Consider the following 15,948-nt stretch of genomic DNA (forward strand, 5'->3'; position numbering starts at 1 on the left):
CCTACGAATCGAATCCGATGCCGAACGCCTCCATCGCACGGATGAGTACTCCATCGCGCCCGCCATTCGCATCGGAGCGAGCGATCGCGTGACGCATCGTCTGAATCGCAGGGTAGGCGATGGGTTCGGGAGGGATGGGGAACGGCTTGACCGTGGAGAAGGCGAGGCTGGTGCGTTCCGTCACGGCTCCCTCGAGCAGGTCGAGCATCACGGCCGCGCCGAAACGAGTCGCACCGACGCCCAGACCGGTGTAGCCCGAGCTGTATGCGACCGTCCCTCCGTGGGCAGTGCCCTGAAACGAGACGAACTTCGTCGACATGTCGATCATGCCGCCCCAGGCATGACTGAACCGAATGCCTCGAAGGCCCGGGTGGGCCGTGAAGAAGTGATCGGCGAGCCGCTCGAAGGTCTCGGGCCGCTGATCGTACTCGGGCCGGATGCGGCGGCCCCGGTGATACACGGCATCGTAGCCGCCCCACAGAATGCGATCGTCGGCGGTCTTGCGGTAATAGTGAAACTGACGCGACATATCGGTCATGCCGTGTCGCCCCGTCCATCCGATCTGCTCGAGCTGAGCACGGTTGAGCGGCTCCGTGACCAGCACGTAATCGTAGATCGGCACAGTTCTCAGTGCGTTGCGCTTGAGCAGTGACGGAAATCCGTTTGTGGCCAGCGCCACCCGCCTGGCCGTGATTCGGCCGCGCTCGGTGACGGCGATCGCGGAGCCGTCGTGGCGCTCCAGTTTCGTGACACGGGTGCCTTCATAGATGCGCACACCCAAATCCAGGCACGCCTGCCGCAGCCCCCAGGCCAGCTTGGCCGGATGCACGAGGGCGAGCTGATCCTTCTCGAAGATCGCTCCACGCACGACCGGCGAGCGGGTGTACTCGGCCAGAGCTTCGCCCTCGAGCACCTGAGCTGCGCCGCGGCGAAGTTCGTCGAGCTGATGGGGCTCTGTGGCCACGGAAAGAACGCCGTCCTCCTCCCACTCGGCGTCGATGTTGTAGCGCACCAAGGTGGCCCGCATCTCGTCGAAGTTCTCGCGCGCGAGCGCCTCGATCTGCGGCAGCTCATCCGCGAAATGGCGTGCGCCGTTGTCTTCGCCGTGGGTGAGTGATGCTTCGACGAAGCCGCCGTTGCGCCCGGAGGCGGCCCATGCGATGCGACTCGCCTCGACAAGCAGCACCTCTCGACTCGGGTCGCGCTCCTTGGCCTGAAGCGCGGTCCAGAGGCCGCAGAAGCCACCTCCCACCACGAGCAGATCGGTGCTCGCATCAGAATCCAGTGGGGGCAGTGCCGCCGGTCGCCGCCCATCGAGCCAGAATGGCACGGGCGAGGCGCCGCGCAACGACTCTCGGAGTTCGGCCCGCGGGAGCCGCACATCGTGCCCGTACGTTGCGGCGTCGGTCATGACGTCTCTTTCATCGAGTCGAGTTCGAGCCTGCCACGGCGCACACGATCGAGATCCCAGCCGGGGCGTGGCACCGAGTCGAGCAGAAGTCGTGTGTATGGATGCTGCGGATCGGCCAGCACCTGCTCCGTCTGCCCGGCCTCGACCACTCGTCCCGAGCGCATGACGATGACATCGGTGGTGATGTAACGCACCACCGCCAGATCGTGGCTCACGAACACATAGGACATGCCGGTGTCTCGACGGATGTTGTCGAGGAGCACGAGTACCTGAGCCTGGATCGACACGTCGAGCGCGGCGACCGCCTCATCGAGAACGAGGATGGCGGGTTCGATTCCCAGAGCGCGGGCGATGGCCGCCCTCTGCCGCTGACCGCCCGACAGGGTGCGAGGCAGGGCTCCCCCTTGGCGTGTGCTGAGACCCACCTGATCGAGCAGTTCGGCGACACGGGCCTGTCGACGCTCACGCGACCAGTCGAAGTGCAGGCGCAGCGGCTCCTCGAGCGCCTCGGCGATCGTGATCCGTGGGTCGAACGAATGGAACGGGTCCTGGAAGATCATCTGCACGAGCCGCGCCCGTCCGCGCCGGCCACTTCCCGTGGCCCCGGGGAACTCCACCGATCCCGAGCTCGGGCTTTCGAGGCCGACGATCATGCGCGCGGTCGTCGACTTGCCCGACCCCGACTCACCGACCACGCCGAGCGAGGAGCCACGCTTCAACGAGAACGACACGTCGTCGACCGCGACCGTCGATTTGAACAGCTTGCTCAATCCCGTGGCGCGAAGCACGGTCTCGCCATTCTGTGAGTCGCTCATCATGCCGCCTTCTCGTCGCCGGGCATTATGCAGGCCACCTCCGTCGCACGCGACGGACGCAGGGCGGGAACTTCGGTGGCGCAGGCGGGCACCGCTATCGGGCAGCGGTCGCGGAAGGCGCAGCCTGCTGGCGCCTCCGCCAGCGCAAGCGGCCGACCCACGATCGGGGTGAGCGTCGCCCGCTCACCGGTGAGGCGGGGGTTCGAGCCGAGCAGCCCGACGGTGTAGGGATGCTGCGGTTCGGCGAAGATGGCGGATGCCGCGCCCGTCTCGACCACGCGCCCGGCGTACATCACGACGATGCGGTCGCAGAGCGCCGCGGCAAGTTCGAGGTCATGAGTGACGAAGAGCATCCCGGTGCCGGACTCGGCTTGCAGCCGCTTGAGCAATGCGACGACCTCGGCCTGGGTCGTGACGTCGAGGGCCGTCGTGGCCTCGTCTGCCAACACCAGTCGGGGTCCGATCGAGAGCGCACCCGCGATCACGATGCGTTGGAGCATGCCGCCGGAGAATTCGTGCGGAAAACGCCGCATCGCTCGCGCGGGGTCGCGGATGCCGACCTCCTCGAGCAGGCCGATCGCCGTGCGATTGGCCTCGGCGCGCCCGACGCCGCGGGCCCTCAGCCCCTCGGTGAGAAAGTCGCCGAGCCGACGCACCGGATTCACCGAGCTGCGCGGATCCTGGAAGATCATCGAGGCCCGCGTACGCCGCAGCTCGAGCAGCTGCGCCGCGGATGCGCCGATCACCTCGACGCCGTCGACCACGACAGACCCGGTGGTGATGGCGTGTCCGGGGAAGAGTCCGAGAGCCGAGCGCGACGTGACGCTCTTGCCCGAGCCGGATTCGCCGACGAGTCCGACGATCTCGCCCTTCGCGACGCTCAGGCTCACCTTGTCGAGAAGGGGGCGAGATTCGCCATCGACCTGCACGGTGATCGACAGGCCCGAGATCTCCAAGGGGGCGGCAGCGGCCGCTGCCGCGGAGGAATTCGTTGCAGTGGACATCATCGAGCACTCCTGGAGGCGAGGCTGAAGCGGTCTGACAGCGACTCGCCGAGTACGTTGACGGCGAGGACGGTGAGAATGACCGCCATACCGGGGAACAGGATGCTCCAGAGATTGCCCTGGAGCACGGCGCTCTGGCTCTGCGCGATCATCGAGCCCCAGTCTGCCGCTGGCGGCTGCACACCGAGGCCCAAGTACGAGAGCGCCGCGATATCGAGCATGGCGTAACCGAAGGTCAGCGTCGCCTGAGCGAGCAGGACCGGAGCGATGTTCGGGAAGATATGCCGCACCGTGATGGCGAGCTCGGAGAAGCCCATGACGGCGTGGCTGCCCACATAAGGCTTCGCCTGTTCCTGGATAGCCGCCGAACGCACGATGCGCCCCACGAAGGGAATGTAACCGAGCGCGAGCGCGCAGATCGGGGCGGTGAGTCCCGGACCGAAGACGGCCACGGCGAGCAGCGCCAACAGCAGCGTCGGGAAGGCGAAGACGATGTCCATGGCGCGCGAGACGATCATGTCGAATGCGCCGCCGATGCGTGCCGCGGCGAGGCCGAGCAGAGCACCGACGGCGGTCGTGATGACGGCGACGGCGAGCGGCGCCAGCAGACTGAGCTGGGCTCCGATCAGCAGGCGGGAAAGCGTGTCGCGACCTGTGCCGTCGGTGCCGAGCAGATGTTCACTCGTCGGCCCCGCCGAAGAGTTCAGGATGTCGGTGGCGTCGGGCGCATACGGCGTTATCACTGGCGCGAGCACAGAAGCGACCGCGACGATGCCGAGGAGCGCTATGGATGCGACGACCAGAGCGGATGGCCGCGTCCGACGGCGTGTGCGTCGAGCGGTCCCCGCGAGGGCCAGACCGACAGTGTCGAGGCTCATCGGAGTCCTCCTACCGCGCGAACACGCGCATCGACGAAAGGCAGCGCGAGGTCTGCGATCGTGCTGGTCACGACGAAGAGCCCCACTGAGAGCAACGAGATGGCCTGCACGACAGGAAAGTCTCGGCGCGCGATCGACACGACGAGCAACTGACCGATGCCGTCGACACCGAACGCCGTCTCGACGATAGCCGTGCCGATGAAGAGCGCGGCGAGCAGCAACGCCGTGATGGTCATCATCGGGCCCACCGAATTGCGCACGACGTGACGGCGCAGGATGTCCATGCGGGCCACTCCACGGCTACGCGCCACCTCGACGTGCTCGCTCACGAGCTCTTCGCGGAACGTCGCCCGCATGATGCGCGCGACCAGACCGAAAGTGGCGACCATGAGCGCGATAGCCGGCAGGGTGAGGTGGTAGACCATGTCGCCGAACCCGTCCCCCGAACCGGTCGCGGGGAACATCCGGAGCTGCACAGCGAAGACGCCCAGCAGCACTAGGGCCACCACGAACGAGGGCGTCGCGATCGAGAGGCTGGTGACCACGAGCCCGATTCGATCGATGATCCCCGGTCGGGTAGCCGAGACGAGGGCCATGCCGAGTCCCAGCACAAGAGAGAGTGCGGCTGCGTAGAGCACCAGGGTGACGGTGGTCGGCATACGAGCAGCGAGCAGGTCGTTCACCGATGACCCGTAGACCATCGACTGGCCGAAATCGAGCTGCAGCACGCTCCCCAGCCAATGCGTGAAACCACTCACGAAGCCCTGGTTCAGACCGAGCTTCTCGCGCAGTGCCGCCCTCTGCTCGGAGGTGAGCCGCGTGCCGGCGGTGATCGCCGAAACCGGATCGCCGGGGATGAGCCGGAGGCTGCCGTAGATGACTACGGCAGCCACGCCCATCGTGACGATCGCGGCGAGCAGCCGTGATCCGATCAAGCGGAAGATCACTTGCCGCCCAAGCTGGCCAGCCATGGCGAGTACAGGTAGGACGGTGCCGGGGTGAGACCCGCCAGCTTGCTCGAGTAGTAGGTGTTGACGTACTGAGAGACAAGAGGGATCTTGGTCGCATCGGCGGTGAGCAGAGCCTGAGCCTTGGTGACCAGCTCTGCTCGGGCATCGTCGTCGCTGGTCTTGATCGCCTGCGCCAGCGTCTCGTCGAACTCAGGATTGGAGTAGCCCGCGAAGTTGTAGTAGCTGCCAGTGGTCGAGTACTCGTAGTAGGCGGCGGGCTCGGGGAAGTCGAGGTAGCCGGTGGTCAGGAACACGTCGATACCCGCGCGAGCTGCCGGATCGTCGCTGAAAATGCCAGAGTATTCAGCGGGCTGCATCGGCTTGAGCGTGACCTTGAGGCCGATGCCCTTGGCGTTATCGGCGACCACCGCGGCGATTTTGGTGTCTTCCTCACTGCTCGCTGCGTAAGCGAGCACGATCTCAGAGCCGTCGTACGAGGATTCGCTGAGCAGCTTCTTCGCCTCGTCGAGGTTCTGGGTTGGTGCGGGCAGCGCGTCGTAGGCCTTCTGGTATATGTCCTTCGAGTAGCCCCACGCCGACGGTGGCACGATCGCCCTGATCGGCTCGGCGGTCCCGCGGTAGATGGACGACGCTATTCCGTCGTAGTCGATGACGGCTTTGAGGGCGGCGCGTGTCTTGACATCGGCGAGGCTCCCCTTGAGGTTGGCAACGGACATCGACTCAAGCTTGTAGCTCTTGTTGAACAGCAGATTGCCGATTCCGCTGAGAGAGTCGAAGGAGGAGACCGGCACCATGAAGGAGCCGTCGACGGAACCGGAGCGCAGCGCAGCGACTTGAGCCGACGGGTCCGAGGTGAAGGTGAACGTCGCCGAGCCCACGAGCGGGGTCACGTCTTTGTTCCACCAGGAATCGTTCTTCTTCACGGTGATGTCTGAGCCTGAAGACCAGGTGCCCAAGGAGTAAGGACCCGTGCACATCACGCCGCCCGAGGCTGTGCCGAAATCGGCACCCGCAGACTCGGCGAAGGCCTTCTCCACCACGCTGAAGGCCGGGGTGGCGAAGAATTGCGGCATCATCGCGTTGGGTTCGTTCGTCGCGATGGTGACCTCATCGGGAGCGGTCGCTGTGACCGTCGCCCCCGAACTCGCCCACGCTGTCCACGACGAGCCGAGTGCGGGGTCGAGGATGCGGTTGATGCTGTAGACGACGTCGTCTGCGGTCATCGCTTTGCCATCCCAGAAGGTGACCCCGGGGCGAAGATGGGCAACGTAGGTGGTGTCGTTGATCTTGTCGATCGATGTTGCGAGGCCGGGCTGCAATTCGCCGGAGGGGGTCTGCGTCATGAGCGACTCGCAGAGGTTCGCGACGACCGTGCTGTTCGACTCGACAGCAGATTGAGCCGGGTCGAGGCTGTAGGGCTCGCCATCCGGCAGGTTCCACGTGACGGAGTCGACGGGTGCCGTAGCGGCGGACACGTTGTCGACCAGCTTCGGAGTGAAAGCGCTCGTGCTGGAGCCGCTGTTGCTGCAGGCACTCAGCAACAGCACCGAACCGGCCACGCCGGCCGTCATGAGGATGATTCGTTTGCGATTCATGTAGTTAGTTTCTGGGTGTGGATATATTTAGTCAATACTGACAATGTAACGAGCATGTTAAAATAATCGGGCGATAAGACGGGAGACTTATGGGGCGACGATCTCTCGCCACAGAACGACGTCAGCAGATCATCGCTGTCACCATTCAGTGCATGTCGAAGCACGGACTCGATGGCACGACGCTCGAGCGGATCGCAGAACTCGCCGACATGGCGCGGGGGCACCTCAGGCACTTCGTCGGCAACCGCGATGAATTGCTCACCGACGCGGCTCGGGTGTTCTTTTTCGGCAACGGGGCGATGGACGAGAAAGATCTGGCCGTCGCGGTCGCCACCATGCCCATCATCCCGCGCAGCCTCGGCGTCGAGGGGGCACTCACCTTCCTCTTCGACGACTTCGTGGCGCCGAGCTCCGACAGCGCCGCCGTGACAGCATTCATCGACGCGGGTCGCACGATTCCCGCCATCCTCGAGATCGTCGCGAGCTCGTACCGAAGCATGGAGGTCTCGCTCTCCGAGATCATCAGCGACGAGCATCCACGCGCCCCCGAGGCGAGCTGTCGCCGAGTCGCCAACGCCGCGATATCGATGGCCGTGGGAACGAGCTTCCTGACCAACATCGAGTACTCCACAGAGCGCATCGCCCACGCTCTCGCGATAACCACATCACTGATCGCCGGGCTCGATCAGTCGGACTAGACCCGGCGTTCAGAACTGCCCGAACACCACCGCTCCCTCGAAGACGACGACCACGGGCTTCACGGCGCCGACCTGCCCTGGAGCCAGGTCGAACAGGTCATCGGAGAGCACCACGAGGTTCGCATCCTTTCCCACTTCGAGCGAGCCGACACGATCGTCGATGCGTAGTTGGCGCGCGGCAGCACTGGTGTATCCGGTGATCAAGCGCTCGAGCGTCAACCGCGAGGCGCTGCTCGGCCGCACACTCTCGGGATAGCGTTCCGCGTCGAGCGGAAACTCGGGATCGATCCGCGTCATGGCAGTCTGCATTCCGAAGAACGGGTCGGCTCGATGAAGCTCGTACTGCGTCACCACATCGCTCGCGAAGGTGAGTGTGGCGCCGCTGTCCGCGATCCGGTTGAACTCGTACATACGGCCCCAGCGCTCATCGCCAAGATGCACACGGGCTTCTTCGCCGAAATAACCGCCAGACCAATGGTTGGTCCAGTTCACGATGATGCCGAGTTCGGCAGGGCGGTGCATATCGGCGGGGTCGACCAGCTCGCAGTGCGCGAAAGTGACCTGACAGCGCCAGGGCTCCTCCGCCTCAGTCGCTCGGCCCTGGGCGATCCCCACCGCGTCGCACGCCACCCTGAAGGCACGGTCGCCCACCATGTGGATGTGGATGTCCAGCCCCGCCCGGTTGATCATCTCAAGACAGTCGACGAGCTCGGGTGTCTCCATCTGGATTTCACCACGGTCTACGCCCGTCGGGTCTGTCGCCATCGGCTCGATCACGGCACTGTTGCCGCTCTCATTCGTGCCGTCGAGAAAGAGTTTCAGAGTGCGGATGCGGGCGCGCGCGCCGCCGAATCGCGCTTCGTAGCCGTGGGCCACCTCGATCGCCTCCGGCAATCCGGCCAGGGTGCGGAACCGCGGCGCTCCTTCGTAGTGGAAGGGGAATCGGCGTTCGCGGTCGAGTTGGGATACGGCCTCGAGAATGCGGTCGTCGTGCACGAGCGCCTCGAACAGCCCCGTCACACCGTGCCGGGTGAGGAAATCGAAGAACGGCCCCACGGTCTCCGCGGTGACCTCCTGCGGTGGCCTCCAGTCGATGCGCTCGTACAGGCGCTCGATGAAGTGCATGTAGGCGGTCTCACGAACGTGGCCTGTCGGCTCGCCGTCGGCGTCGCGCACGAACATCTCCAGCCCCGGCCTGGGGTCGGGAGTGTCCTTCGTGACCCCGAGCAACTCGATCATTCTCGAGTTCACCCACGACGAGTGGTCACTCTGATCCTGCAGCAGCACGGGCCGGTCGCTGATCGCGGTGTCGAGGAGCTGCCTGGTCGGCGCATCGCCCGCAGAGAAGATCGTGCTCGCGTAGTACTCGAAGTAGAGGTACGGCGCCTCTTCTTTCGGATGCTCCTGGCCGTAGCGCCGCACGAAGTCGAGGATCTCCTCGAGATCGTCGGTCAGAGGAAGCGCCGTGTGCCAAGCGCTCTGAACGACCATGGTCGGATGCGTGTGGGCGTCGATCAGACCCGGCAGCACGAGCCGGCCACCCAGGTCATGCACGGGCGAATCCCCCGCATCCGGAGCCTCATCGGCCGCACCTACGAAACAGAGCCGACCCTCGCGCACGACAACGGTATCCGCCCACGGATTCGCGGGATCCTCGGTGTAGAAGCGCCCATTCGTGAGCGTCAGGGATGCACCGATCGGATTGTTGGTCATAAATGACAATCTATTGCATGGCGATACCGGGGCCAAGCACAGTCGATCGGGGAGCTTTCGACGACAAGGCCCCCAGCGCCACGAGCGACGCTGGGGGCCTGCGAGGCGGCGTCAGCCGGCCGCCGTGTTGTACGCCGCGATCTGATCCGCAGCCTTCGACTCGGCGTCCTTCATCGTCGATGTGACGTCGGCACCCTCGACGATCTGGTTGAACGCACCGATGACCGTGGCACGCACTGTCGGGAACGCGCCCGTACGGCATCCGGCTGCGGCCTGACTGGCCGGCGTGTTCGCCAGCTGACCGGCCATCGACGCGACGTTCGGATCGGCGAGCGACTGCTTGCCCACCGTGGTGTCACCGGCCGCGGTGTTCGATGCAAGGTAGCCGGTGGCACTGGCCCATTCGGCCTGCACGTCGGCGGAGTGCAGATAGGTGAGGAACTCGTACGCCGCCTTCTGCTGAGCTTCGGAGTGCCCGTCGCCGGAGATCCACAGAGCGTTTCCGCCGATCACAACACCGGCATCCTTCGACTCGGAGGTCTTCGGGAAGGCAGCGACCGTCGAGGCCGTCTTATTCGGGTCGGCGGTGGTGTACGCCCCAGAGGAGGTCATCATCATGCCCACCTTGTCGCTGGCGAATGCCGACACCATGGCGCTGTTGTCTGTGCCGGGATTCAGTGCGGTTCCGTCTGAGAACAGCTTCTGCAGCGTGCTCATAAACGCGACCTGCGTGGGCGAGGTCAGGTCGAGACCCGTGACCTTGTCGGAGCCGCGGCCATTCTCGGGGGTGCAGAAGTTCTCGCCGCCCGAGGCAGACATCTCCTCGAGCATCCACGAGTCGCTCATGTTCATGGTCATGCCGTACGCGCCCGACGCGGCGTGGATCTTCTCAGCCCAATCGGCGACCTCGGCCACCGTCGTCGGGGGCGTGTCCGGGTTGAGCCCGGCCTGGGTGACCAGGGATCGGTTCAGGTACAACACCGGCTGCGACACCGAGAACGGCATTGCCGCGAGGCCCCCGGATGCCGCCGCGTAGTACGAACTGACGACCGGCGGAAAACTGTCGGCGTCGAACGACGAGTCCTTGTCGGTGAAGGTTGACAGGGGCGTGGTCTTCTTCGAGTCGACCATGAAGCCCGTTGCGATGTCGTTCATCATCAGCACATCGGGCGTCGATCCCGACTGCACGGCGGCGGTGTACTTGGTCTGCAGATCGGCATATGCGCCCTGAAACGAGGCGTCGACCGTGATCTTGCCCGCCTCTTGCGCGTTGAACTTCGACACGAGTGTGTCGAGCTCGGTTGCCGCGGGGCCCGTCATCGCGTGCCAGAACGTGAGGGTCACGGGTCCGGATGCGGTGGCCGAGTCGGCGTCGGAGCCGGCCGCCGCGCATCCGGAGAGGGCGAAGAGGAGCGCCGTGCCAGCGGCTGTAGCCGCGACGAGGGTGCGATGACGAAAGGACATAGTTCGGGATTCCTTCTGCTCGGGTTCTAGGTGGTGATCGGGTTCTACTTGAGGGCGCCGGCTATGATGCCGCCGGCCAGAAATCGCTGCGCAAGGAGCACGACGATGAGTACGGGGAGGGTGACGATGGCGGCTCCAGCGAGCACGACGCCCACGTCGGTCGCCTCGGAGCTCGAGAGCTGGGCAATACCCACCTGCACGGTTCGGTTGTCTGGTGAGTTGGTGACCAGGAGGGGCCAGAAGAATCCATTCCAGGCTGCCGTGGCACTGACCAGAGTCACCGAGATCAGCGTCGGCCGGACAACGGGCAACAGCATCGATCGAATGAAGCGGAAGTGTCCGGCCCCGTCGAGCAGCGCCGCGTCACGGAGCTCGCCCGGAAAACTCAGGAATGCCTGGCGGAACAGGAAGATGCTGAGAGCAGAGGCGACGAAGGGCAGGAAGACGGCGGTCACGGTGTCGATGAGGTGCCACGACGAGATCGTGAGGTAGTTGGCGATAAGGGTCGTCTCTGCCGGGATCATCATGCTCGACAGGAGGACCAGAAAGAGCGCTCGGGTGCCACGCAGGCGACAGAAGACGAGCGCGTACGCTGCGGCGATTCCGATCGTGACCTGGAGCAGCGTCTGGCAGACGGTGACCACGACACTGTTTCCGAATTGCTTTCCGAGCGGAATGACCTGGGTGGCACGGATCACGTTGTCGAGCGTGAGATGAATGGGCACGAGCCCTTCCAACCCCTGATCGAGCCACGCCGTCGGCGTGAGGGCGCCCTCGAAGATGTAGTACAGCGGAAAGCACACGACGATCACCGCCGCGACGAGCCAGACATAGAGCAGCGCGCTGCGCATCCGGGCACGTTTCGACGCACGTCTTCTCGGCGGCCGCATCAGTAGTTCACCCGCTTCTCGAGAACGCCGAATTGCACGAGTGACAACGCCAGCACGAGCACGAAGAGCACAACGCCGAGCGCAGCAGCCAGGCCGAAGTTGGCGCTGCCCGCACCGAATGCCGACTGGTAGATGTTGTAGACGAGAGTCGTGGTGGAGTTCGCCGGCCCGCCTCCCGTGAGGATCTGGATCTGACCGAACGTGGTGAGTGCCTCGACGGCCCCGGTCACCACGATGAAGAAGAGCGTGGGTGTCACCAGTGGCAGAGAGATCGACCAGAGGGTTCGAAGGGGTCCGGCGCCGTCGAGATGCGCGGCCTCGATGACGTCGTTGTCGATGGCCCCGAAGGCGCCGAGCATCAGCAGCACGGTGAACCCGATCGAGCCCCATACCGTGACCACGATCACGCTCCCGAAAGCCCACTGCGTACTGGTGAAAAAGGGGATGGCAGAGCCGCCGAAGCGCGTGATCACCGAGTTGACGAGACCATTGCCCTGGGCGAGCATGGCGGCGAATGCGACGGAGGCCGCCGAGACGCTGACGACCATGGGCGAGGTGAGCAGAGCCCGGAACACGGGGACGCCGCGGAGCTTCGTCGTCAGCGGAATGGTGATGAACAGCCCGAGCACGATGCGCCCGGCCACCACCGCCAGGCAGAACGCGCCGGTGCGCAGCATCGTGGCGATGAACTGCGGATCGGTGAAGATCGTGATGTAGTTCTTCGCGCCCACGAAGCCCGCGGCCTGGCCGAAGATATCTGTTCCCTGCGTGCTGAGCCAGAAGACCTTGCCGAGCGGATAGAACACGAAGACAGCGAATGCCGCGAAGGCGGGGAGAAGCAACGCGATGCCGACACGGCGATCAGAACGAAGCCAGGACTGCGCTGACGGCGCCCGGCGCCGACTCAGCGCGACGCGTCGCTCTGTGGTGATGGAGGCCGACATTCAGCATCCTTTCGGATAATAGGGAACGTTCCCTTTCTGGAACGGGTCAACTCTCCGACATCCCCACCGGTGCGGTCAAGCGGCACGAGCATCCGGTCGCCGAGCGTTCACGCGTCGTTAAGGAAGACCTGAATCAATCCCTATCAACCCGAACAGGAGCACCCATGACCCCCGACACGAATGACGACCCCAACGAGCTCGTGCGTCTCGCCGAGAACGCAGCTCGAACCGCCGCCCCCGCCCTCATCGCGGGGTTCCGATCCGAGATGGACATCTCGTTCAAGCGAGACGCCCACGACGTGGTCACCAAGTACGACCGCGAAGCCGAACGCGTGATCAGCGAGGTGCTGCAGTCAGGCGCCCCCGGCTCACAGATTCTCGGCGAGGAGACAGGCAGCTCAGGAGAGGCGCGGCTGCGCTGGATCATCGACCCCATCGACGGCACGGCGAACTTCGCGCGCGGCCTCGCCTACTGGTGCGTCTCGATCGCCGCCGAGGTCGATGGCGAGGTGGTCGCGGGAGTTGTACTCGACCCGATGGCAGACCACCTCTTCGCCGCGGCCGACGGCGAGGCCACCCTTGACGGCACGCCCATGCGATCAGCCTCGGCCTCCGACGACCGCTCCACCCTGCTCACGAGCTTTCCGAACCAGCACGATGTCGATCTGCTCGGCGACGCAGCTTTCGAGCTGCTCGCTCAGATCACGAACGACTACCAGCACCACCACAGCACCGGCAGCGGTGCGCTGAATCTGGCGCATGTCGCGGCCGGCTGGTCTGATGCGACGATGGGCTTCGACACGAGCCCGTGGGATGTCGCGGCCGGCGCTCACATTCTGCGTCGCGCGGGCGGCAACTACGCCGGCTTCCGCGAGGGAGTCGCCGTCGACCGCCCGCAAGAGAGCCTCGATTATGTGGCGACGGGAGCGGGCGGCGACCACAGCGCCCTCATCGCTCGGGTGCGCGAGCTCTCGTCTCGCTGGTTCCCGGCGGCCTAGCAAGAGACCGGATGCCGCGGGCCGCCGCAGATGCGGCCGCGGCCCGCGGCATCCGGCCCCGGAGTTACTCGCCGGTCAGCTCCCAGCTGTGCACGTGCTCCCACGTCATCGTCTTCCACCAGCGACCCGACCAATCGGGGCTGGCCGTGCGATACATCACAACATTGCGCCCTGCGAACGAGGTCGGCACGGGTACCTCGAGCTCTGCGATGAACTCGCCCACCTCGTCGCGCAGATCAGGCCTCTCGTAGAGGTCGTGCGAGGCCAGCGACAGATGCCCGCGAAACAGCTCGGGCACGAAGTCATTGGGCAACGGGTTGTTCATGGGGCGCCTGAACCTCTCGACGGTGGCCTCGATGTCTCGAGCGAGGCTCACGAGCGCATCATTCACGGTGCCGTCGGCGTTCTGGCTCACGTCGTAGACATAGCCCATTCCCGGCGACCGGATGCCCGCGTTGTGCACCTCGAATGCCTCGCGCTCCGCGAGCAGCGCGGTCACAGCCGCGATGACCTCGTTCTCGTTGAAGCCGAAAGGCTGGCTGCCGACGAGGGTGGCGTGCGGGGGAAACGCACCCGCCGAGAGCAGCCCGTACTGGGCTCGCAGCTGGTCGGTGATCACGGTCACGGCGCGGCAGGTCTTCGCGTCGGGGCGCAGGTAGATGCCGTAGCGGTAGGGGTCGCTGTCGTCGCGGGGCAGCTTGTGGGCGATGTGGTCGTTCACACGATCTCGCTTTCTGAGGTGAGTGTCGTTCGGGATAGGGAACGTTCCCTATTGTCTGACACAACAACGACGAGACACGTGAACGCCCAGGCGTCCAGTTAGTGAACGAACGGTAACGACGGTTCTCGGCCTACGCCGACAGAGCCGCGGCCGTTCTGCCCGGGATGAGCTCGCCGTCGATCGAGCGATGCCGCGCCCCCTGCGACAGACCTTCGATCTGGTCGACCACATCGTCGACAGACAGTCGACCGATGAGATTCAGCGGCTGGCGCCACGAGGTGAATCCGAGAAGGCTCGACGTGAAGGGCTTCACCCCGTCGTAGCCGGTCACGGAGATGTCGTTCGGGGCGGTAAGGCCTCGCAGCTGCAGCGACTCGAGAACCGCGAGAGCCCACGAGTCGCTCGGCGCCATCAGGGCGGTGACGCCGCCGGCGTCGAGGATCGCCTGCACGATGCTGTCGGTGCCCTCGATCTCGAGGCCGTAGTCCTCGCAGCGGAACGGCAGAACGTCGACCCCGGCGTCACGCAGGTGCTGCACCATGGCCTCGGTTCTCGCCGACTGGGTGAGCGAGGATGCCGCCGTGTGCGTCATCACGGCGACCCGCCGGTGGCCGAGCTGAACGACGCGTTCGGCCATTCCCCGGCCTCCCCCGACCTCGTCGCAGTAGACGCTGCTCACCGATGGGTCGGTCTCAGGCCGGCCCGCGATGACAGTGGGAATGCGATGTGCGAAGGGAATGATGTCTTCGACGGGCAGCGCACCGCTGCACACGATCAACCCCTCGACGCGAAGCGACACCAGAGTCTCGAGAGCGCGGCGCTCCTCCTCGATCGAGAAAGAGCCGGATCCGGTGGCCGTTACCGCTCGGTATCCCCGGGCCGATGCCTGTTCCTGGAACGCCGTGAGGAGGTGACCATAGAACGGCGTCGCGGCATCCCGAACGAAGACACCCAACGTATGAGTGCGATGAGCCGACATGCCTCGCGCGTTGGCGTTAGCGACGTACCCCATCGCCTCTGCCGCCGCTTTGACCTTCGTGACGGTACGCGCAGCCACCCCGGGCGCGCCCGACAGAGCCCTCGAGACGACCGACTTCGAGACGCCCGCGGCCGCTGCGACATCGTGGATGGTGGGGACCGAACCGGGAGGGCGCTCGCCCGGCGCGCGACCCACGGGCTCATTGTCTTCGGGGGTCAGCTCGCGCACCCTCCTACGCTATCGGGCGTGCGACCGCGGTAGTGGCTTCGAGCACCAGCTCGAGCGCCTGCCGCTGACGGCTCGCCGGCCACCGCTCTGGATCGCCCGCCGCGAGGGTCGACACACCTTCGACGGCAGCTGCCAAGGTCGACGCCCGCTCACGAGCACCCACCGCATCACTGGCGCCCGACGCTTCGAGCAGTCGTACCAGACGCGTCGCAAATGCCCGACTGTGCAGCGCATGACGCTCGGCCAGAATCGGGTCACTCAATGCGGCGGCCAGAAAGCCGATCCAGACCCTGGCTTCGGCGAGCTTCTCGGAGTCGCTCGGCAGGGCGTGGAAGACGACATCGCGCAGTGCCGTCGCCGCATCGGCAGCATCGCTTTCGAGCGCGTCCGAGCGCACCCGCGTGCGCTCGTGCAGAACGTCGCGTGCGTGCAGGAGCAGTTCTCGCTTGTCGCGGAAGGTATGCAGGACAAGACCGGTCGAGCACCCCGCTCGTTCTGCGACCGCCCGGAGCGTCAACCCGGTCGGCCCGCGGTCGGCGAGAGTGAGAAAGACTGCTTCAGACAAGCGCTGTCGAGTCGCTTCGTCATCTCGAACACGGGGCATGACTACACCGTAACATCTGTTACCGTAACGATTGT

General features: G+C 65.3%; 15 protein-coding genes. 2 read left to right on the plus strand and 13 right to left on the minus strand.

The annotated features are described in order from the left end of the window. Nucleotide 1 precedes the first annotated feature (1 nt). From B9Y86_RS04625 to B9Y86_RS04650, 6 genes are read right to left on the minus strand one after another with little or no spacing between them, the layout of a single operon-like run. The gene (locus tag B9Y86_RS04625; protein ID WP_085483321.1) at nt 2–1,411 is read right to left on the minus strand and encodes an NAD(P)/FAD-dependent oxidoreductase; all 1,410 of its coding nucleotides are present in this window, start codon (nt 1,409–1,411) and stop codon (nt 2–4) included. Then, the gene (locus tag B9Y86_RS04630; protein ID WP_085483823.1) at nt 1,408–2,226 is read right to left on the minus strand and encodes an ABC transporter ATP-binding protein; all 819 of its coding nucleotides are present in this window, start codon (nt 2,224–2,226) and stop codon (nt 1,408–1,410) included. Before B9Y86_RS04630 ends, B9Y86_RS04625 begins: the two co-directional genes overlap by 4 nt. After that, on the minus strand, nt 2,226–3,233 hold the full coding sequence (locus tag B9Y86_RS04635; RefSeq protein WP_085483323.1) for an ABC transporter ATP-binding protein: 1,008 nt from the start codon (nt 3,231–3,233) through the stop codon (nt 2,226–2,228). The genes B9Y86_RS04630 and B9Y86_RS04635 overlap by 1 nt, the downstream gene beginning before the upstream one ends. After that, complete coding sequence (locus tag B9Y86_RS04640; RefSeq protein WP_085483325.1) at nt 3,230–4,108, minus strand: ABC transporter permease; 879 nt, start codon at nt 4,106–4,108, stop codon at nt 3,230–3,232. Before B9Y86_RS04640 ends, B9Y86_RS04635 begins: the two co-directional genes overlap by 4 nt. Then, a complete protein-coding gene (locus tag B9Y86_RS04645) occupies nt 4,105–5,079 on the minus strand; it encodes an ABC transporter permease (RefSeq protein WP_085483327.1) in 975 nt (324 codons plus the stop codon). The genes B9Y86_RS04640 and B9Y86_RS04645 overlap by 4 nt, the downstream gene beginning before the upstream one ends. Continuing rightward, nucleotides 5,052–6,674 carry an ABC transporter substrate-binding protein gene (locus B9Y86_RS04650; RefSeq protein ID WP_085483330.1) on the minus strand — a complete coding sequence of 541 codons (1,623 nt, stop codon included), beginning with the start codon at nt 6,672–6,674 and terminating at the stop codon, nt 5,052–5,054. The genes B9Y86_RS04645 and B9Y86_RS04650 overlap by 28 nt, the downstream gene beginning before the upstream one ends. An 89-nt stretch (nt 6,675–6,763) precedes the next feature. On the opposite strand from B9Y86_RS04650, the gene B9Y86_RS04655 reads away from it, so the two are divergent. Next, on the plus strand, nt 6,764–7,372 hold the full coding sequence (locus B9Y86_RS04655) for a TetR/AcrR family transcriptional regulator (RefSeq protein WP_085483332.1): 609 nt from the start codon (nt 6,764–6,766) through the stop codon (nt 7,370–7,372). A 9-nt stretch (nt 7,373–7,381) separates the two neighbouring features. On the opposite strand, the gene B9Y86_RS04660 is transcribed toward B9Y86_RS04655, so the two are convergent. The 4 genes from B9Y86_RS04660 to B9Y86_RS04675 form a co-directional block, all read right to left on the minus strand. Continuing rightward, a complete protein-coding gene (locus B9Y86_RS04660) occupies nt 7,382–9,085 on the minus strand; it encodes an amidohydrolase (RefSeq protein WP_085483335.1) in 1,704 nt (567 codons plus the stop codon). A gap of 111 nt (nt 9,086–9,196) precedes the next feature. Then, complete coding sequence (locus tag B9Y86_RS04665) at nt 9,197–10,549, minus strand: extracellular solute-binding protein (protein WP_085483337.1); 1,353 nt, start codon at nt 10,547–10,549, stop codon at nt 9,197–9,199. 44 nt (nt 10,550–10,593) lie between these two features. Next, nucleotides 10,594–11,400: a carbohydrate ABC transporter permease gene (locus tag B9Y86_RS04670; RefSeq protein WP_244894631.1), complete on the minus strand. Its 807-nt coding sequence runs from the start codon at nt 11,398–11,400 to the stop codon at nt 10,594–10,596. 38 nt (nt 11,401–11,438) lie between these two features. Next, on the minus strand, nt 11,439–12,383 hold the full coding sequence (locus B9Y86_RS04675) for a carbohydrate ABC transporter permease (protein ID WP_085483341.1): 945 nt from the start codon (nt 12,381–12,383) through the stop codon (nt 11,439–11,441). Between the two features lie 164 nt (nt 12,384–12,547). Between B9Y86_RS04675 and B9Y86_RS04680 the strand changes: the two genes are divergently transcribed. After that, the gene (locus tag B9Y86_RS04680) at nt 12,548–13,381 is read left to right on the plus strand and encodes an inositol monophosphatase family protein (RefSeq protein WP_085483343.1); all 834 of its coding nucleotides are present in this window, start codon (nt 12,548–12,550) and stop codon (nt 13,379–13,381) included. Nucleotides 13,382–13,445: 64 nt separating this feature from the next. Here the strand turns inward: B9Y86_RS04680 and B9Y86_RS04685 are convergent, their stop codons facing one another. The 3 genes from B9Y86_RS04685 to B9Y86_RS04695 form a co-directional block, all read right to left on the minus strand. Next, a complete protein-coding gene (locus B9Y86_RS04685; RefSeq protein WP_085483345.1) occupies nt 13,446–14,102 on the minus strand; it encodes a heme utilization protein in 657 nt (218 codons plus the stop codon). Nucleotides 14,103–14,232: 130 nt separating this feature from the next. Further along, on the minus strand, nt 14,233–15,309 hold the full coding sequence (locus tag B9Y86_RS04690) for a LacI family DNA-binding transcriptional regulator (protein ID WP_139824727.1): 1,077 nt from the start codon (nt 15,307–15,309) through the stop codon (nt 14,233–14,235). Between the two features lie 4 nt (nt 15,310–15,313). Beyond that, entirely contained in the window at nt 15,314–15,913 is a 600-nt protein-coding gene (locus B9Y86_RS04695; protein WP_085483348.1) for a TetR/AcrR family transcriptional regulator, read from the minus strand. Nucleotides 15,914–15,948 lie beyond the last annotated feature (35 nt).

The organism is Agreia pratensis, assembly GCF_900177685.1.
Lineage (GTDB): Bacteria > Actinomycetota > Actinomycetes > Actinomycetales > Microbacteriaceae > Agreia > Agreia pratensis.